Below are 17,449 nucleotides of genomic sequence, written 5' to 3'. Positions count from 1 at the left end.
GGCTACTTGTCCCGGATATGGTCGTAAATGTTGAGGTAGTCCTGCCCCGGGTGGTTCCAGGAATAGTCGTAGCGCATCGCATTTTTCATCAGTTCGCGGAAATGGTCCGGGTACTGGTAGTAACAGGCGATCGCCCGTCCCAGCGCCGACTCCAGCCCGCGCTCGTCGTAGTCGCGGAAAACGTAGCCGTTGCGTTCGTGCAACGCACGGTGCGAGAAGTCTTTGTCGATCACGGTGTCGGCCAAGCCGCCGATTTCGCGCACCACCGGAATGGTGCCGTAGCGCATGGCAATGAGCTGAGTCAGTCCGCAGGGCTCAAAGCGGCTGGGCACCACCATGATGTCAGAGCCGGCGTAAACCAGATGCGCCAGCTCCTCGTTGTAGCCGATCTCCAGATGGCAGTCCGGATTGTCGTTGAACTGCCGCTTGAGACCCCAGAAATAGCCGTTGATCGCCCCGTCCGGGCTGGAGCCGAGCAGGACGAACTGGCCGCCCTGGCCCAGCGTGTAGAACAATGCATGGCGGATCAGCTCGATGCCCTTCTGCGGATCGAGCCGGCCGACGAAGGACACGACGGGCTTCTCGTTGTCGGCAAGCAGCAGCCGGTCGCGCAGCGCCTTCTTGTCGGCATATTTGCCTTCGATCGTCGCCACGCCGAAATGCACGGGGATGTGCGGGTCGATCTCCGGATTCCAGACGTCGTAGTCGATTCCGTTCACCACCCCGCCGTATTTCATGTGGTGGATGTGCAGGGTCGGCTCCAGTCCGAAGCCCTGGCCCTGATCCTTGGCTTCCATCGCATAGCGCGGCGACACCGTGGTCACGAAATTGGCGTAGACGATGCCGCCCTTCATCAGGTTGATGGCGTGCGGATTGTGGTTGTCGCGGAGACGGTCGTAGTGGAAATAGTATTCCGGGCGGTTGAGTCCGGAGGCGTGCAGCACCTGAGCCCCGGTGACGCCCTGGTGCTTGAAGTTGTGGATGGTGAAGCAGACCCGAGGACGGCCCATTCCCATCGGCTGGTAGATCTCGTATAGATAGACCGGCACCAGCGCCGTCTGCCAGTCGTGGCAGTGGATGATGTCGGGACGCTTGCCGGACTTCCACAGGAACTCCATCGCCGCCCGCGAAAAGAAGGCGAAACGGAGAATGTCGTCGTGGAAGCCGTACACCGCGCCGCGGTTGAAGAAATTGTCCTGGGAGTGCGGTTCGATGAAGAAGCACTTGCGCCCGTGGACGAAGCCGAAATAGACGGAGCAGTGGATGGCCCCGCCGTACCACGGCACCCAAAGGTCGTCGAAGGTGCGCTGCAGACCCCAGATTTGGTCGTAGCGCATGCAGTCGTACTTGGGCAGGATGATCTCGACGTGGTTGCCACGGATCTCCAGTTCCCGCCCGAGCCCGAACACCACGTCCGCCAAGCCGCCAACCTTCGCCACCGGCGCCAGTTCGGGCGTAATGTGGACCACGAACAGCGAGGGCCGGTGCTGGATGTGCGGCTGGGGCGACGGCTCCGGCGAAGCCTCGGGCTGGATTTCCGGCATCTCTGCAGCGACCGGAGGCGACCATTCGGGGGCGTGGGGAGATTCGGGCAGGGCCTCCTCGGCCGTATCCACGCCCTTCGGGGGGAGCGCAATTTCGGGTCCGGTAGCACCGGTGTCGGTTTCGACCCGTGCGCCCACGGCTGTGCCAGACGCTTCGGCAGATTCCGGCTCGACCACCGGCGCCGGAACCGCTGCACGCGCCGTGTCGACCGCGGCCACCGGCGTTTCGGACACCGCGCGGCCCGAATGGCCGGCGGTCGCGGGAGCCGGTGTACCGGCTGCTGCCGGCGGGGGTGACGGAATGGCTGCGGCGCTGCGTTCGGGCGAAGCGCTCTCGACGCTGGCCTCTGCCTTGCCTCCCGCGGCGACATTCGCAGTGGCGGCGGCGCGCGGCTTCGGCTTGGCCGGCTTCTCCGGTACCGGCGGCGGAGCCTGAACCGGCTTGTCTCCTTTGGCGGATGCTTTCGTCGACCCCGATGCTGGGGCCGTTGGCGCTTTGGGTTTTCGAGCCATGTGTGTCCTCCGGATGGCCTCTCTCGAATTCATTCGGGCAGGCGTACGCTCAAATGCCGCTAGCGCCTACCTCGACCGCTCGTCGACTGTGCATAATACGCTGCTACCCCGCCGAACCTTCACCGGATTCCTGGAGAATCCGGGCGAATGGACAATCAACAAGGAAACACGCCATGCCCCCTCGCAATCCCACAGCCATCCTGACCTGGTGCGCCGTCGCGCTGCTCGGCGCATCCGCGCTGGGAGGAATCGCGCTCAACCGCGGCGAATCGGTCAACAGCCTCTGGTTCGTCACCGCGGCGGTCTGCGTCTATGCCCTGGGTTATAGATTCTACAGCGCATTTGTTGCAAGCCGCGTGCTGCTGCTGGACGCCGGCCGCGCCACGCCCGCGGAACGCTTCAACGACGGCCGCGACTTCGTACCCACCAACCGGTGGGTCGTGTTCGGCCACCATTTCGCCGCGATCGCCGGCCCCGGCCCACTGATCGGCCCGACCCTGGCGGCACAGTTCGGTTACCTGCCCGGCACGCTGTGGATATTGATCGGCGCTGTGTTCGGCGGCTGCGTGCAGGACTTCGTGGTGCTGGTGTGCTCGGTCCGCCGCGACGGCCGTTCGCTCGGCCAGATGGCCCGCGATGAGTTGGGCCCCATCGGCGGCTCGGCGGCGCTCGTCGGTGTGATGGCGATCATGATCATCCTGATCGCGGTGCTCGGCCTGGTCGTGGTCAACGCCATGAAGCACAGCCCCTGGGCGACTTCGACGGTGGCGGCGACGATTCCCATCGCGGTGCTGATCGGCCTGTACATGCGCGAGATCCGCCCCGGCCGGGTGATCGAGGCGACGCTGATCGGCGTCACTCTGCTGATCCTCTCGGTTGCCGGCGGCGGCTGGATCGACCACCATCCGGCGATCCGGACCTGGTTCGACTACGACGCCCCCACCCTGGCACTGATGATCATCGCCTACGGCTTCGCCGCCGCGGTCCTGCCGGTGTGGCTGCTGCTGGCGCCGCGCGACTACCTGTCCACCTTCATGAAACTGGGTACCATCGCCGCCCTCGCCGTCGCCATCCTGATCCTGCATCCCGACATCAAGATGCCGGCGCTCACCGCCTTCATCGATGGCACCGGCCCGATCTTCGGCGGCAAGCTGTTTCCGTTCGTGTTCATCACCATCGCCTGCGGCGCGGTGTCCGGCTTCCACGCACTGATCTCCTCCGGCACCACGCCCAAGCTGCTGGCCAACGAGGCCGACGCCCGCTTCATCGGCTACGGCGCGATGGCAATGGAATCCTTCGTGGCCATCATGGCCATGATCGCGGCGACCGTGCTCGATCCCGGCGTCTATTTCGCCATCAACAGCCCGGCGGGCGTGGTCGGCAAGGAAGCTGCCGACGCAGTGGCGACGATCTCGTCCTGGGGCTTCCCAGTCGATGTAGAGCAAATGGCAGCCTTGGCACGGGAGATGGGAGAGGCGAGCCTGTTCGCCCGCACCGGCGGCGCCCCCTCGCTGGCCGTGGGAATGGCCAGCCTGTTTGCCAGCGCTTTCGGCGACGGCCTGCTGTCGCTGTGGTACCACTTCGCCATCATGTTCGAGGCCTTGTTCATCCTGACCACGCTGGACGCCGGCACCCGCGTCGCCCGCTTCATGCTGCAGGATCTGCTGGGCAACTGGCATCCGGCGCTGGGACGGACCGGCTGGTATCCCGGCGTATTGTTCACCTCGGCGCTGGTCGTCGCCGGCTGGGGCTATTTCCTGTACATGGGCACCATCGACCCGCTGGGCGGCATCAACAGCCTGTGGCCGCTGTTCGGCATCGCCAACCAGATGCTGGCCGCCATCGCCCTGTGCGTCGCCACCACCATTCTGGTCAAGACCGGCAAGGCTTCCCACGCCTGGATCACTGCCCTGCCGCTGTCCTGGCTGATCGTGGTCACCAGCAGCGCGGCCTGGGAAAAACTGTTCAGCCCCGAACTGCGTGTGGGCTTCCTGGCGCATGCCCGCGACCTGAGCGATAAGCTGGCGGCCGGCCTGCTTTCGGCGGACCAGGCCGCCAAGGCGCCGCAGTTGATTTTCAACGATTATCTCGATGCCGCGCTGACAGCGGCCTTCCTGGGGCTGAGCTGGGTCCTGGTCGCGGACACGCTGAGGGTCTGCTACTGCGTGTTCGCCGGGCGCCCGCATCCGCCCAGCAGCGAGTCGCCCCACATTCCGAGCCGGCTGGCCGAAAACTGGGTCAGGGACTGATCGGGCGCGGCACTTGCTAAGTTTCCCGGGGAAATCCCTGCAAGTTCACGGTAACGATGATCCATACATGCTTGAATAAATTCCGGCTCGTCCTCTCGCTGTTTTTGGCGCTGGCCTCGATTTTGGCGCCCATTTGCGTCCACGCCCAGGAACCGCCAGGGGAGAAACCGCTGGCCGCCCAGGTCAAGGATTGGCAGGCGTTGCTCGACCGTTACGAGAAAACCCTCGCCAAAGGCGATCTTGATGACGACCGGCTGGTCGAAATCCGTACCGAGTTGGCCTCACTGCGCCTCGAAGCCCGTTCGGCCGCCGATCTGGCCCAGCCGCTGGTGCAAGCCACGCGGGACGAACTGGCGGCACTCGGGCCGCCTCCGGGCGAGGTGGAGCCGCCGGAGGCGGCGGGCATCGCCGCCAAGCGCAAGGCGATCAGCGAACGTCTGGCCAACATGGAAGGCAGCTTGAAGGAGGCCGATCTCGTCATCACCCGCGCCGATGGCCTGACCGAAAGACTTCAGGCCTTGCGCCGCTCGCGCTTTACCGAGCGGGTGCTGACCCGCGGCCCCTCGCCGCTCTCCCCGTCCGTGTGGCGCAAAGGGGTTCAGGAAATGGCGGAAGCAGCCACAGCCCTGCGCCAGGATTTCGCGGCCTGGCTGGCCGGTGACGGCACCGCCGCCAATCTCCGCCAGATGCGCTGGCAATTGCCTCTCGCCGTGCTGACGGCCGTGCTCATCGCCTGGCCACTGCGGCTGTGGTTCGTCCGGCGCTTCGGTTACGTCGAGCTTACCGCTGAACCGAGCTATGGCCAGCGGCTCCGGACCGCCTTGGTCACCGGCGTCATCCGCACCCTGATCCCGTCGGCGGCCGTCCTGGCGCTCTATCTGGGATTCACCGCCGGCAATCTGGTTTCGGACCGCATTCAGGCCATCGCGGAACCGTTGGCGGCCATGCTGGCGATGTTCTTCTTCGTCGTGGCTTTCTGCCGGGCGGCACTGGCGCCCGGGGAACCGCTGTGGCGGCTGGTCGCACTCGGCGACCACAGCGCCAAGGTCATCGCCCGCATCGTTACGGCCATGACGGCGGTATTCGCCATCGACGCCGTCGTCAACGTCTGGGGCGAGCGGTTCGAGTGGTCCGTGGAACTCATGGCCTTACACAACTTCGTGACAGGCCTGTCGATCGCGCTGCTGCTGCTGGTGATCCTGCGGCGGCGGATTTGGGAATCCGAGGCGGGCGCCGCACGGTGGCCGGGACTGCGCTACGCGCTGACCCTGCTCGTCTACGCCATTCCGATCGCCGCCTTGCCGGGCTACGTGGTGCTGTCGCGGCTTCTCGCCATCCAGCTCGTGCTGTCGATCGGCCTCTACGTACTGGTCACCGTATTGGCCAAGATCGGCGACGAGTTCGTCAACCATACGCTGAGCGAAAATGCCATCGTCGGCAGACATCTGCGCAGCAACCTGGAAATCTCGTCCGACGGCATCGACACCCTGAATTTCTGGCTCACCGGGCTGGTCCGGCTGAGCGTCGGCCTGGCCGGCATACTGGCGCTGCTGGTCTTGTGGGGCGCAGGCGGCAGCGACCTCAACGCCTGGCTGTACGAAGCGGTGTTCGGATTCAAGATCGGAAACATCACCGTGTCCCTGGCCGATCTGGCATTCGGGCTGCTGTTGTTCGGCGGGATGCTGGTTCTGACCCGCTTCGTCCAGCGGACGCTGGAACACCGCATCCTGCCTCGCACCCGCATCGATCCGGGCCTGCAGCACAGCATCCGCACCGCCGTCGGCTACCTGGGATTCACCCTGGCGCTGCTCACGCTGATCTCGGCAGCCGGCTTCGATCTGTCGCAGCTCGCCATCATCGCCGGCGCGCTGTCGGTCGGCATCGGCCTGGGACTCCAGAACGTGGTCAACAACTTCGTGTCCGGACTGATCCTGCTGGCCGAGCGGCCGATCAAGGTGGGCGACTGGATCGTGGTGGGCGAGACCCAGGGCTATGTAAAGAAGATCAGCGTGCGCGCCACCGAAGTGCTCACCTTCGACAGCGCTTCGGTATTCATCCCCAACTCCGAACTCATCGCCCACCCGGTGACGAACCGGACCTACGCCGACAAGGTGGGGCGAATCGTGATCCCGGTGAGCTTCACCTACGGCACCGACGCGCGGAAGGCCTGCGAAACCTTGATGCAGGTGGCCGCGGCCCACCCCAGAGTGCTGCGTCAGCCCGGTCCCTTCGTGTTCTTCAAGGAGTTCGGCCCCAGTTCGATGAACTTCGAAGTCATCGCCTTCGTCGCCGACGTCGACACCATGAAGTCGGTGACCAGCGAACTCTGCATCGAGATCGACGCGGCCTGCCGCCGCGACGGGTTGTCGATGCCCTACCCGCAGCGTGACGTGCACCTGGACTTCGACCAGGAGCAGTTGGCCCGGCTGCTGGCGAGGCTGGGTGCACCGCAGCTCAGCCCGGTTGCGCCCGGAGCGCTTCCGTCAGATGGGGCCTGATGGCTTCCAGCATGCACTGATGCAGGCGCGGGCTGGCAGTCAGCACATTGCCGCTGTCCATGTAGCCCTCGCCACCGTCAAGGTCGGTCACGATCCCGCCGGCTTCCTTGATCAGCAGAACGCCCGCCGCAATGTCCCATTTCTGCAGCCCCAGCTCCCAGAAGCCGTCGAGACGGCCGGCCGCCACATAGGCGAGATCGAGCGCCGCCGACCCGGCCCGGCGGATGCCGGCGGTGTCCCGGATCAGCGCCTTCAGCATGCCCAGATAGGCATCGAGGTGAGTCTGATCCTTGAAAGGGATGCCGGTGCCGAGCAAGGCGCCGGTCAGACTGGTCAACTTGGTCACCCGGATGCGCCGGTTGTTCAGGGTGGCGCCGCCACCGCGCTTGGCGGTAAACAGGTCCTGCCGCATGGGATCGTAGATCACCCCGGCTTCGGGAACGCCGCGATGCATCAAGGCAATGGAAACGGCGAACTGAGGGAAGCCGTGCAAGAAATTGGTGGTGCCGTCCAGCGGGTCGACGATCCAGACGTATTCGTCGCCCGCGGCGCCCTGCCGCCCGCTCTCCTCGCCGAGGAAGACGTGGCCGGGATAGGCCTTGCGCAGAATCTGTATGATTTCCTGCTCGGCCTGGCGATCCACTTCGCTGACGAAATCGTTACGGCCCTTGGGAGCGATCTTGAGCGTATCGATCCGGTCGACGTAGCGGACGATCAAATCGCCGGCGGCGCGTGCCGCGCGAATGGCGATGTTCAGCATGGGATCCATAGCGACCTGCCCTAGTTCTGTCGAAAAGCCGGATAGCCTACCAAAATTCTGATACCATTTTCCGTTCCCAAAAAATCCCGAGCGCAAAAACTCGACCGTGCTCCCCGATATACGCATCGTACTGGTCGAAACCACCCATCCCGGCAACATCGGCGGCGTCGCGCGTGCCATGAAGAACATGGGCCTGAGCGACCTGGCCCTGGTCTCGCCGAAAATCTTCCCCAGCGAACAGGCCACCGCCCGCGCCTCCGGTGCCGACGATCTGCTCGCCGCGGCCCGCTTGGTCGGCTCGCTGGAGGAAGCCATCGCGGACTGCCAGGTCGTCATCGGCGCCAGTGCCCGCCTTCGAACCATCGCCTGGCCGGAACTCGACCCCAGAACCGCCGCGGCGAAGATCGCCAGCCTGCCGGAGGGCACCCGCGCCGCCGTCGTGTTCGGGCGCGAGCATTCGGGGCTCACCAACGAGGAGCTGGAGCGCTGCCACTACCTGCTGCACATCGCCTCCAACCCGGAATTCAGTTCACTCAACCTCGCCTGCGCGGTCCAGGTCGTCGCCTACGAGCTCTACCTTGCGGCCGGGCAGAACGGAGCCAGCCGTTCCGGGGCCGCGTTGGCGGACGGCGAACAGATGGCCTCGTTCTTCGATCATCTGGAGCGGACGCTGTACGATGTCGGGTTCCTGCACGAGCGCAGGTCCTCGCCCTCGATCATGCGCAGGCTGCGCCGTATCTTCAACAGCGCGCAGATCGAAGCCCAGGAAATCCACCTGCTGCGGGGCATCCTGACCGCGGCCCAGCACAGCGCCGCCGGAATCCGCAATGCTGAAGAAAATTAGAGAAGAGTTCAGCTGCATCTTCGCCCGGGACCCCGCGGCCCAGTCGTTTTTCGAGATACTGACGGTCTACCCAGGCGTCCACGCGGTGCTGATCCACCGCTTCAGCCACTGGCTCTGGAACCACGGCTTGCGCTGGCCCGCGCGGGTCCTGTCCTATCTCGGGCGCTGGGCGACCGGCATCGAGATCCATCCCGGCGCGACGCTGGGCCGCCGGCTGTTCATCGACCACGGTATGGGCGTTGTCATCGGAGAAACCGCGGTGATCGGGGACGATTGCACGCTCTACCACGGCGTGACCCTGGGCGGCACCAGCTGGCAGAAAGGCAAACGCCACCCCACTCTGGGCAACGGGGTAGTGATCGGCGCGGGCGCCAAGGTGCTCGGCCCCATCAGCGTGGGCGACGGCGCGCGCATCGGCTCCAATTCGGTCGTGCTGCGCGCCGTACCCGCCGGCGCCACGGTGGTCGGCATTCCCGGCCACATCATCAACCCGGACCGGAAGGCCCAGGAAGCGCAGCGCCTGGCAATCGCCAGCAAGCTCGGCTTCGATGCCTATGGCATGACGCCGGACATGCCGGACCCGGTCGCCCACGCCGTTAACCACATGCTCGACCACATCCAGGCGTTGGATCAGCAACTCGCGAGCCTCAAGCAGGCATTGCGGGAACGCGGCATCGACCTGGCGGAAGGTCCCCTGCCCGAATTGGACGACTGCCAGCTCGACCCCGGCGAACCGCGTTAGCAGCTCCCGCAGGGGGTGAGCTTGTGCCCCTCCGCGCTCCAGACCTGCAACCCCTTCTCCAGATGGTAGACGCGCTCGTAGCCCGGCTCCTGGGCGAGCATCTTTCCGACCACGGCTGTGCGGTTACCTGAACGGCAGACCAGCACCACCGGCCGGGCGGCATCGGGAACGACCGTCTTGAGCTGCCGCATCCACGCGGCGGCGTCGTAAGCACCCTTGGAATCGAAGAAAGTCAGCGGCTTGCTTCCCTCGATGACGCCGGTCTTGTGCCACTCCTCGGGTGTCCGGACGTCCACCACTGGTACGCCCTGAGCTTTCAGCGTTTCCAGTTCGTCGGGAGTGATGCCAAGGAGCTCACCGCCGAGAGTCGGCGCACTCGGTAACGATATCGCCAGCGTGAGGGCTTGCAGCCATCTGTTCATGTTCGCCTCGTAGATTCCGGGCACCCTGGCCGGGTCGGTTTGACCGAAGTGAATCACGAATTTCTGATTTTTCCAAGCTGTGGACAAAATGCATTTTTGCGGGCTGAAATCGGCGAATGGCCCGACTGGGAACCCACCTTCGGAGTGAGAGGAAACAATGGCGGCGATCGCCTCCCATGGGAGCCGATAGAACACATGACTCTGTTTTGCAAGCGCTTTCATCCCACCTTCCATAGTTGTCTACCCGCACAGGGCCAAGAAATCAAGGTCTTGACGAGAAAAAAAGCCGATGCTGATACAGCCTGCGATATCCACAGAATCTGTGGATAACTTTGTGCGCAGTTTGTCGGAGACCGGCTGCAACGCGGGCTGTTCAACCCCTCCGGCAATTTGCGAAAATCTCGGTCATTCCCCTGTCATATTGCCTTGCCCGAACTCTTTCCATGTCCGATTCCCCATTTGATTTCGACCGTGCCGTCATCGATGCCAGCTTTACCATCCCCGTGCTGGTGGATTTCTGGGCACCTTGGTGCGCGCCCTGCCGCGCCCTCACGCCCGCACTGGAAGCCGTCGCCGCGCGCTTGGCCGGCCGCTTCGAACTGGTCAAGGTGAACACCGAGGAGTACCCGGCAGTCGCCCAGCAGTACGGCGTGCGCGGAATTCCCAACGTCAAGCTTTTCGTCGACGGCGCCGTCGCCGACGAATTCACCGGCGCCTTGCCCGAGTCGGCCGTGGAAGACTGGCTGCAACGCGCGCTGCCCAGCCCGCACCGGGGACGGTTGAAGCTGGCCGAAGGCCTGATGGGGGCCGGGCGGGCGGGCGAAGCGGAGCCGGTGCTGCGACAGATCCTTGCCGCTGAGCCGGGCAACGACCGCGCCGCCGTGCTGCTGGCCTATCTACTGCTGAAGGCCGCCCCCGACGAGGCGCTCGCCGCCATCAGGCCCATCGGTCCGGATTCCGATCAAAGCGATGCCGCCGAAGGTTTGCGCACGCTGGCGCGGCTGTTCGGGCTGCTGGATCATCCGGAACGGCTGGAGGAGGCGCCAGCCAAATCCGCCTATCTCGACGCCATCCGGAAAGTCCGGGAAGAAGACTACGAACCGGCACTGGACCAGTTGATCGAGCTGGTGCGGAAAGCCCGCAGCTATGACGACGGCGGTGCCCGCAAAGCCTGCGTGGCGATCTTCCGGCTGCTGGGCGACGGCCATGAACTCACCCGCCGTTACCGTGGCCAGCTTTCCAACGCCCTCTATGTTTAAGTTCGGAATCGGATTCATGACCACCGTGATGTTGATGAGCGCGGAAGCCACCGCGGCCCCGCTGCGGCCACCCATGGAAACCGGCCCGTTCCGGACGCCGGAACTGGTCGAAATCGCGCAGTTGGACCCCTCGATCAAGCTGGACGTGCGCTATGCCACGCCCAACAACTTCGTCCACAAGGCCGTTTACGCCGAACCGCGGGTGTTCCTGCAGCGGCCGGCGGCCGAAGCCGTCGTCAGAGTCAACGCCCGGCTGAAACCGCAGGGCTACGGCCTGATCCTGTTCGACGGCTATCGCCCCTGGTCCGTGACGCGTCTGTTCTGGGAGTCGACCAGCGGCACCCAGCGGATGTTCGTGGCCGACCCCCGCGAGGGCTCCCGCCACAATCGCGGCTGCGCCGTCGACTTGAGCCTCTACGATCTGAAGACTGGCCAGGCGGTGGCTATGCCGTCCGATTACGACGAGATGACCGAGCGCGCCTACCCCACCTATGACGGCGGCACGGCGGCGGCACGCGAACATCGCGACCGGCTGCGGGCCGCGATGGAAGCCGAAGGCTTCAGCGTTCATCCCCGTGAATGGTGGCATTACGACTATGCCTTATGGCAGGAATATGCCATCCTCGATGTACCGTTTTCCGACCTCGGGCACTGACACCCCTCTCGGCGATACCGCCGAGCCCCGCGGGGGACGAAGTCGGGGCGACGCAATCCGTGGACGGCCCTGCACACTCACTTGGCACCTTTCCCCGTGTAACCTGCGGAGAAAAGCCCACGACCGGGCACCGACCATCACTCCAACCGACCCAGGGGACCGTCATGTTTCCGCTGCGCGACATCAACCCGGCCCTGCGCCGCCCCATCGCCGTCATGCTGATTTTGCTGTTCAACGTCGGCGCGTGGGCAGTCGTGCAAGGCCTCGGACAGGACCAGCCGCTGGCGCGATCACTTTGTGAGTATGCGCTCATACCCGGCGAACTGCTCAAGCTGGCGCCGGTCGGCACCATTATCCCGGTCAGCCAGAATTTCGGTTGCCAGCTCGACGGCGACGCCTCGGTTTGGACCCTCGTGACCCACATGTTCCTGCACGGCGGCTGGTTCCACATCATCGGCAACATGTGGTTCCTGTGGGTGTTCGGCGACAATGTGGAAGACGCGATGGGGCCGGTGCGCTTCGTCGCGTTCTATGTGCTGTGCGGCCTGGCAGCGGCGGCGGTGCAGATCGCCTCGGACCCGGCCGCCGCCGTGCCGATGGTCGGCGCCTCCGGCGCCATCGGCGGCGTCATGGGCGCCTATGCCCGCCTTTTCCCGCGCACCCAGGTCATTACGCTGATATTCCTTGGCTTCTACTGGACCACAGTCGCCGTCCCGGCATTCGCCATGCTCGGCTACTGGTTTTTCATCCAGCTCATCAGCGGCCTGCCGGCCCTGGGCGGCGCCAGCGGCGGAGTGGCGTTCTGGGCACATGTCGGCGGTTTCCTCGCCGGCCTCCTCCTGGTCGGCCCCATGCACCGGCCGGATTACCTCGCCCAGCGTGCGCGGTTGGTGGAACGCAGGTTTTTCGATTCCGGACCGGTCTGAAATTTTCGGGACGAAAGAGCCGTGCAGGCCCGCGACGCGACCAGCCGGGCCGGTGCGTCCTCAGATGCCCATGTTACTCAGCGTCACCATGAGATCGTTGAGTATGCCGGTCAGGCGGGGATGCTCGACTTCGAAATGCGAGATCGCCTCCTTGAGCTCCGCCACCAGATGCACATGGTGCTCTTCGCTGCCTGCGCCTTGCAGCCGCTGCTCCAGCGTTCCGATCAAAGACTCCAGACGCGCCTTGGAAGCATTATCCGCCTCCAGCGCCGCAACCTGCGCCCGCAGCTGTTCCAAGGTTTCCAAGAGGTCTTTCTCGCTCATTTCCGTCTCCAGCTCCATGATGTGGTGCACGATGCCGGGCTAGTTTACGGTCGCCACGCCCCTTCTGCCAGGGGGACGAAACCGCGTCCAGACGTTAGCGCCTGTATTTACAAGAGATGTAGGTCTTGGGTATTCTGACGCGCGCTCTTTGGCAGCAAACATCCGGGATATTTTTCCCTTGGCAGGCTTGCCGGCGGACTGTCATCCTATCCGCCGCCGTACCCGCCAAGGCAGACGATGAAAAGCTCCCGGTCAATACCCGAAAACAGATAACAGAGAAACGCAATGGATCACAAGAAGACGTCTATCCGGACAACCGCTCTGGCCACCCTGGTGCTCGGCGCCGTGGCCGCCCCCGCCTTCTCGGCTCCCGTCGACCAGGCCACCTACAATGGCTTCAAGATCTACAAGCAGCAGCGTTGCGAGACCTGCCACGGCGCCACCGGCGAAGGCAGCGCGGCATTCCCCAACCTGCTGAACAGCCTCAAGAACCTGGGCAAGGACGATTTCAAAACCGTGGTTCTGAAAGGCCGCAACGCCATGCCTCCGTTCGAAGCCAACAAGAAAGTGGCAGAAGGCATCGACGACCTCTATACCTACATCAAGGGCCGTTCCGACGGCACTGTGCCGGCAGGCGAACTCGAGAAAGCGCCCTAAGCTCGCTTCCCCGGTTACCCGCTCCACCGAGCTGCGCCCCGCACGTCGGGGCGCAGCTCGTTCAGGCCGTTTCCAATTCCTCGGTCGTCGTCCGCCTCAACGCTTCGCCGTGGCCGAAGTCTTCGAAGACTTGACGCGCACGGGTGAAGACTTCGCCTTGGCCGGTTTACTTTTCGCAGCAGACGCCTTCGTCGCGTGGCGAGGTCGGTGGCTGAGAATCCGATGGGTAACCCATCGAGTCCCCGCGAGTTTGGCCGCAACCCGTTTTTTCTTCGCGCCTCTGGCCGGGGAATAGCGTTCCCCCGGACGCGCCAGAAGCCGTGGCGACCAGCCCCGGTCGAAGCCGGCGAACTGCACGCTGGGCTCGCGGCCTTCGATCTGAGCGAATCCGTCATCGAGAATGTCGCGCATGTGGGCATCCCGGCGGAATGACGAATTGCCGCCGAACACCACGCCGACCAGGCGGACGCCATTGCGGCGGGCCGACGCCACCAGGTTGAAGCCCGAAGCGTTGACGAAGCCGGTCTTGATTCCGTCCGCGCCGTAGTAGTTCTCGAGCAGATGATTGTGGTTGTGGAAGCTCCGCCCCCGGTACTGGAAGCGAGACGTGGAGAAATACGGATAGTACTGGGGAAAATGCTTCAACAGCGCCTTGCCGAGCCGGTACATGTCGCGCGCCGTCGTGACCTGCTCCGGATCCGGCAGCCCGGAGGCATTGCGGAAGACGGTCTGGCTCATGCCCAGCTCGCGCGCTTTTCGCGTCATCATCGCGGCGAACGCCGGCTCCGAGCCGGCCAAGCCTTCGCCCAGCGTCGCCGCGGCGTCGTTGGCGGAGCAAGTGACCAGGGCCAGGATTCCCTCTTCCACGGTCAGCGGATCGCCCGGCCTGAGACCGATGCGGGACGGGGACCGGGAAGCCGAATAGCTGGAAGCGTACAAGGTGTCATGCAACGAAGCCCTGCCCTGCTCGAGCGCCTCGAACACCAGATAGAGAGTCATCATCTTGGTCAGGGAGGCGGGGTGCCTGATCTCGTCGGCATTCTGCTCGTACAGCACCCGATCCGACTCGATTTCCATGACCAGCGCCGAATAAGGCCCAGCCAAGGCTCCTTCGGCAACCCAACCCATTGCAGCGGCACAAATAACCCAGACAACACGAAAAAGACGGCGCGACATCACTCAAGATTCCGATGAACTGACGAAACAATCCCTTTTATTTTCATTGTCGCCCCCGCCACGAAAAGGGCAAGAGGCAAAACGACCGGTCAACCCCGCCGCATGACTCGCTGCTTCTCCCGCTGCCAGTCGCGCGCCTTCTCGGTTGCGCGCTTGTCGTGCTGCTGCTTACCCCGCGCCAGGCCGACTTCCAGCTTGGCCCGGCCCTGTTTCCAATACAACGACAAGGGCACCAGAGTGTATCCTTTTCGCTCCACTTGTCCGATCAGTCGGCTCAACTCCTCCGCGTGCAGAAGGAGCTTGCGGGTACGAGTGGGATCAGGCTGCACATGGGTCGAGGCCGAAGGGAGGGGCGAGAAATGCGCGCCGAACAGCCAAGCCTCACCGTTCCTGAGCACGACATAACTCTCCTTGAGCTGCGCCTTGCCCGCCCGCAGGCTCTTGACCTCCCAGCCTTCCAGCACCAGGCCCGCTTCGAAGCGTTCCTCGATGAAATATTCATGGGTCGCCTGGCGGTTCTGGGCGATGTTGGCGCTTCCTGCGGTGCTTTTCTTGCTGCTCATGACGGCGGGATTTCTTCGGTTCGGTTCGGTTTGTTATCCTGTGGCGATTTTACCCCACTGGCGGCCATGCTCCGAACTTGAACGAGCGTGTTTCGACAACACGGATGCCATACCCACGAGGATACCCATGACCGATCAACGATTCGTCCACGTGCAATGGTCGTCTCGACTGGCCTTCATTCTGGCCGCGAGCGGCTCGGCCATCGGCCTGGGCAATATCTGGAAATTTCCCTATCTCACCGGTGAAAATGGCGGCGGCGCATTCGTACTGGTGTACCTGCTCTGTGTCGCGGCCATCGGCATCCCGATCATGATCGCCGAAACCCTGCTCGGGCGGCGCGGGAGGCAAAGCCCGATCAACGCCATGCTGAGTCTTGCCGAGGCAGCCAAGGCCAGCCCGGCTTGGCAGTATGCGGGCTGGCTGGGCATGGTTTCGGGTTTCCTGATTCTGTCCTACTACAGCGTCATCGCCGGCTGGGCCATGGCGTATGTTTTCAAGATGAACAGTGCACTGTTCACCCACGTCACCCCCGAAACTGCAGCGCGCCGCTTCGACGAATTCCGCACCGATCCCCAAATCCAGGTCATTTGGCACACTCTGTTCATGGCGGCTACCGTGGCCATCGTGAGCCGCGGCGTGAGTGGCGGACTGGAGAAAGGCACGCGCTACCTGATGCCGGCACTGCTGGTCATGCTGGTCGTCCTGGTCCTCTATGCCGTGGGCACCGAAGGCTTCGGCCGGGCCGTCGCTTTCCTGTTCCTGCCCGACTTTTCCAGGCTGAGCGGGGAAAGCGTGCTGACCGCCATGGGCCAGGCTTTCTTCTCACTGGGGCTGGGGATGGGCTCGATCATGGTCTACGGTTCCTACCTGCCCGGCCATGTGTCCATCGCCCGATCTACGATATTCATTGCGGCTGCCGATACCACGGTCGCATTGTTTGCGGGTCTGGCGATTTTCCCCATCGTGTTCAGCAACCACCTGGAACCCGGCATGGGACCTGGCCTGATTTTCCAGACGTTGCCGATCGCTTTCGGTGCCATGCCGGGCGGATCGTTTTTCGGCGCCCTGTTCTTCGTTCTGGTTTTTTTCGCCGCTCTGACTTCCTCGATCGCCATGATCGAACCCGCGGTCGCCTGGCTGACCGAAAACCGACGGCTAAGCCGGGAAGCCGCCAGTGCCTGGAGCGGCCTGGCCTGCTGGGGACTGGGGCTGGGCACCCTGCTGTCTTTCAGTTCCTGGTCGGACGTCCGATTCTTCGACCGGAACCTGTTCGAACTGCTCGATTTCCTCACCGCCGACATCATGCTTCCCGCGGGTGGCCTCTTGGTGGCGGTATTCGCCGGCTGGGTCCTGAGCCGCAAGGACACCGAAGAGGAACTGGAAATGGCCGACCCGCGCGGCTACGAAGCCTGGCGGTTCCTGGTGCGCTACGTCGCCCCCGCTGGCATGGGCATCATATTCCTGAAAGCGATGGACCTGGTCTGATGACGGGCCCAGCCGAAGGCATCCGCGTCGAAGTCGCTTACGCCCGGCCCGACGTCCAGGTCATTGTGCCGGTCCGCGTCGCAGAGGGAAGCTCCGCAGCGGCGGCCATCGAGGCCTCGGGATTGCTGGATAAATTCCCGGAAATCGACCTTGCGGCGAACAAGATCGGCATCTTCGGCAAGGCTTGCGGTGCAGATCAACCCTTGAAGCAGGGCGACCGGGTGGAGATCTACCGGCCACTGATCGCCGACCCGAAGGAATCGCGCCGCCAGCGGGCGGCCAAGAAGGGCGAAGAGAAAGCCTAGCCGTTGCCGAACCAGCTCTTGATGTGTCCCCACAGACTCTGGTCCCGCTCGATCTTGGGGATGTCGAGGTTCACATCCTTGCTGGCGTCCAGGGAGGGCAGTTCGCCCGGCTTGAAGTCGCCCTGGAGGCCGACCAGTTCGTCCTGGTCGAACATGAGCGATATCCGACGCTGCAGGCGATCTTCGCCGCCCGGCTGGTTGGAATAAAGGTAGTCCCAGCGGTTGTCATGGAATGGGCTCACCGTGAGCGGCGTCCCCATGATGAACGTCACCTGACGCTTGTTCATACCGGGTTTGAGCTGGTCCACCATTTCCTGGGAGACGATATTCCCCTGATGAATGTCCAGGTGATAAAGAAAGGGGATTCGGTCAACGTAGGTGCACGCGGCCAGCGGAAGAACGGCGATCAGGGAGATTATGGTACGATGTGGTTGCATGACGGGAAGAAATCGCAGCCGGTTTTTAGCGGCACCATGCCGCATGATACCCGATCGAGGATTTTGAAGACATAGCGCGCTCGAGCCCC

The 17,449-nt window shown here is 64.0% G+C and carries 17 protein-coding genes; 10 read left to right on the top strand and 7 right to left on the bottom strand.

Going from position 1 to position 17,449, the window contains the following annotated elements; translation table 11 throughout:
- Positions 1–2: 2 nt before the first annotated feature.
- On the bottom strand, positions 3–2,057 hold the full coding sequence (gene glgA, locus OOT43_RS15800; RefSeq protein WP_266021528.1) for a glycogen synthase: 2,055 nt from the start codon (positions 2,055–2,057) through the stop codon (positions 3–5).
- 173 nt (positions 2,058–2,230) lie between these two features.
- Between glgA and OOT43_RS15795 the strand changes: the two genes are divergently transcribed.
- Positions 2,231–4,306 (top strand): carbon starvation CstA family protein, encoded by a 2,076-nt coding sequence (locus tag OOT43_RS15795; protein WP_266021527.1) that lies wholly within the window; start codon positions 2,231–2,233, stop codon positions 4,304–4,306.
- 71 nt (positions 4,307–4,377) lie between these two features.
- Positions 4,378–6,804, top strand: coding sequence for a DUF3772 domain-containing protein (locus OOT43_RS15790; protein WP_266021525.1), 2,427 nt, complete (start codon positions 4,378–4,380; stop codon positions 6,802–6,804).
- Here the strand turns inward: OOT43_RS15790 and OOT43_RS15785 are convergent.
- Complete coding sequence (locus OOT43_RS15785; protein ID WP_266021524.1) at positions 6,761–7,573, bottom strand: inositol monophosphatase family protein; 813 nt, start codon at positions 7,571–7,573, stop codon at positions 6,761–6,763. The two genes, OOT43_RS15790 and OOT43_RS15785, sit on opposite strands and share 44 nt — an antisense overlap.
- 97 nt (positions 7,574–7,670) lie before the next feature.
- Here OOT43_RS15785 and OOT43_RS15780 point away from each other — a divergent pair, with 97 nt between their 5' ends.
- A complete protein-coding gene (locus OOT43_RS15780) occupies positions 7,671–8,408 on the top strand; it encodes an RNA methyltransferase (RefSeq protein WP_266021523.1) in 738 nt (245 codons plus the stop codon).
- A complete protein-coding gene (cysE, locus tag OOT43_RS15775; RefSeq protein WP_266021521.1) occupies positions 8,392–9,150 on the top strand; it encodes a serine O-acetyltransferase in 759 nt (252 codons plus the stop codon). Before OOT43_RS15780 ends, cysE begins: the two co-directional genes overlap by 17 nt.
- Here cysE and OOT43_RS15770 read toward each other — a convergent pair.
- Positions 9,147–9,572 carry a rhodanese-like domain-containing protein gene (locus tag OOT43_RS15770; RefSeq protein WP_266021520.1) on the bottom strand — a complete coding sequence of 142 codons (426 nt, stop codon included), beginning with the start codon at positions 9,570–9,572 and terminating at the stop codon, positions 9,147–9,149. The genes cysE and OOT43_RS15770 overlap by 4 nt on opposite strands.
- Positions 9,573–10,015: 443 nt before the next feature.
- On the opposite strand from OOT43_RS15770, the gene OOT43_RS15765 reads away from it, so the two are divergent.
- From OOT43_RS15765 to OOT43_RS15755, 3 genes are all read left to right on the top strand, one after another.
- Positions 10,016–10,831, top strand: a complete 816-nt coding sequence (locus OOT43_RS15765) for a tetratricopeptide repeat protein (RefSeq protein ID WP_266021518.1) — start codon at positions 10,016–10,018, stop codon at positions 10,829–10,831.
- Between the two features lie 16 nt (positions 10,832–10,847).
- A complete protein-coding gene (locus OOT43_RS15760) occupies positions 10,848–11,486 on the top strand; it encodes a M15 family metallopeptidase (RefSeq protein WP_266021517.1) in 639 nt (212 codons plus the stop codon).
- Positions 11,487–11,650: 164 nt separating this feature from the next.
- Entirely contained in the window at positions 11,651–12,412 is a 762-nt protein-coding gene (locus tag OOT43_RS15755; RefSeq protein ID WP_266021516.1) for a rhomboid family intramembrane serine protease, read from the top strand.
- A gap of 60 nt (positions 12,413–12,472) precedes the next feature.
- On the opposite strand, the gene OOT43_RS15750 is transcribed toward OOT43_RS15755, so the two are convergent.
- Positions 12,473–12,736 (bottom strand): DUF4404 family protein, encoded by a 264-nt coding sequence (locus OOT43_RS15750; protein WP_266021515.1) that lies wholly within the window; start codon positions 12,734–12,736, stop codon positions 12,473–12,475.
- Between the two features lie 285 nt (positions 12,737–13,021).
- Here OOT43_RS15750 and OOT43_RS15745 point away from each other — a divergent pair, with 285 nt between their 5' ends.
- Positions 13,022–13,393: a c-type cytochrome gene (locus OOT43_RS15745; RefSeq protein WP_266021514.1), complete on the top strand. Its 372-nt coding sequence runs from the start codon at positions 13,022–13,024 to the stop codon at positions 13,391–13,393.
- Between the two features lie 96 nt (positions 13,394–13,489).
- Here the strand turns inward: OOT43_RS15745 and OOT43_RS15740 are convergent, their stop codons facing one another.
- Together OOT43_RS15740 and smpB are read right to left on the bottom strand one after the other, a co-directional pair.
- Positions 13,490–14,470: a D-alanyl-D-alanine carboxypeptidase family protein gene (locus tag OOT43_RS15740; RefSeq protein WP_266021513.1), complete on the bottom strand. Its 981-nt coding sequence runs from the start codon at positions 14,468–14,470 to the stop codon at positions 13,490–13,492.
- A 188-nt stretch (positions 14,471–14,658) separates the two neighbouring features.
- A complete protein-coding gene (smpB, locus tag OOT43_RS15735) occupies positions 14,659–15,132 on the bottom strand; it encodes an SsrA-binding protein SmpB (protein WP_266021512.1) in 474 nt (157 codons plus the stop codon).
- A 127-nt stretch (positions 15,133–15,259) separates the two neighbouring features.
- Here smpB and OOT43_RS15730 point away from each other — a divergent pair, with 127 nt between their 5' ends.
- Positions 15,260–16,618 carry a sodium-dependent transporter gene (locus OOT43_RS15730; protein WP_266021511.1) on the top strand — a complete coding sequence of 453 codons (1,359 nt, stop codon included), beginning with the start codon at positions 15,260–15,262 and terminating at the stop codon, positions 16,616–16,618.
- A complete protein-coding gene (locus OOT43_RS15725; RefSeq protein WP_266021509.1) occupies positions 16,618–16,923 on the top strand; it encodes an RnfH family protein in 306 nt (101 codons plus the stop codon). The genes OOT43_RS15730 and OOT43_RS15725 overlap by 1 nt, the downstream gene beginning before the upstream one ends.
- On the opposite strand, the gene OOT43_RS15720 is transcribed toward OOT43_RS15725, so the two are convergent.
- Complete coding sequence (locus tag OOT43_RS15720) at positions 16,920–17,360, bottom strand: outer membrane protein assembly factor BamE (protein ID WP_266021508.1); 441 nt, start codon at positions 17,358–17,360, stop codon at positions 16,920–16,922. The two genes, OOT43_RS15725 and OOT43_RS15720, sit on opposite strands and share 4 nt — an antisense overlap.
- Positions 17,361–17,449 lie beyond the last annotated feature (89 nt).

The organism is Methylococcus mesophilus, assembly GCF_026247885.1.
GTDB lineage: Bacteria > Pseudomonadota > Gammaproteobacteria > Methylococcales > Methylococcaceae > Methylococcus > Methylococcus mesophilus.
This window is presented reverse-complemented; position numbering and strand designations above follow the sequence as displayed.

Bases quoted from the DNA above. Each gene is read 5' to 3' on its own strand.
- glgA (WP_266021528.1), bottom strand. From the start codon at position 2,057: ATGGCTCGAAAACCCAAAGCGCCAACGGCCCCAGCATCGGGGTCGACG.
- OOT43_RS15795 (WP_266021527.1), top strand. From the start codon at position 2,231: ATGCCCCCTCGCAATCCCACAGCCATCCTGACCTGGTGCGCCGTCGCG.
- OOT43_RS15785 (WP_266021524.1), bottom strand. From the start codon at position 7,573: ATGGATCCCATGCTGAACATCGCCATTCGCGCGGCACGCGCCGCCGGC.
- cysE (WP_266021521.1), top strand. From the start codon at position 8,392: ATGCTGAAGAAAATTAGAGAAGAGTTCAGCTGCATCTTCGCCCGGGAC.
- OOT43_RS15770 (WP_266021520.1), bottom strand. From the start codon at position 9,572: ATGAACAGATGGCTGCAAGCCCTCACGCTGGCGATATCGTTACCGAGT.
- OOT43_RS15765 (WP_266021518.1), top strand. From the start codon at position 10,016: ATGTCCGATTCCCCATTTGATTTCGACCGTGCCGTCATCGATGCCAGC.
- OOT43_RS15760 (WP_266021517.1), top strand. From the start codon at position 10,848: ATGACCACCGTGATGTTGATGAGCGCGGAAGCCACCGCGGCCCCGCTG.
- OOT43_RS15755 (WP_266021516.1), top strand. From the start codon at position 11,651: ATGTTTCCGCTGCGCGACATCAACCCGGCCCTGCGCCGCCCCATCGCC.
- OOT43_RS15750 (WP_266021515.1), bottom strand. From the start codon at position 12,736: ATGAGCGAGAAAGACCTCTTGGAAACCTTGGAACAGCTGCGGGCGCAG.
- OOT43_RS15745 (WP_266021514.1), top strand. From the start codon at position 13,022: ATGGATCACAAGAAGACGTCTATCCGGACAACCGCTCTGGCCACCCTG.
- OOT43_RS15740 (WP_266021513.1), bottom strand. From the start codon at position 14,470: ATGGAAATCGAGTCGGATCGGGTGCTGTACGAGCAGAATGCCGACGAG.
- smpB (WP_266021512.1), bottom strand. From the start codon at position 15,132: ATGAGCAGCAAGAAAAGCACCGCAGGAAGCGCCAACATCGCCCAGAAC.
- OOT43_RS15730 (WP_266021511.1), top strand. From the start codon at position 15,260: ATGACCGATCAACGATTCGTCCACGTGCAATGGTCGTCTCGACTGGCC.
- OOT43_RS15725 (WP_266021509.1), top strand. From the start codon at position 16,618: ATGACGGGCCCAGCCGAAGGCATCCGCGTCGAAGTCGCTTACGCCCGG.
- OOT43_RS15720 (WP_266021508.1), bottom strand. From the start codon at position 17,360: ATGCAACCACATCGTACCATAATCTCCCTGATCGCCGTTCTTCCGCTG.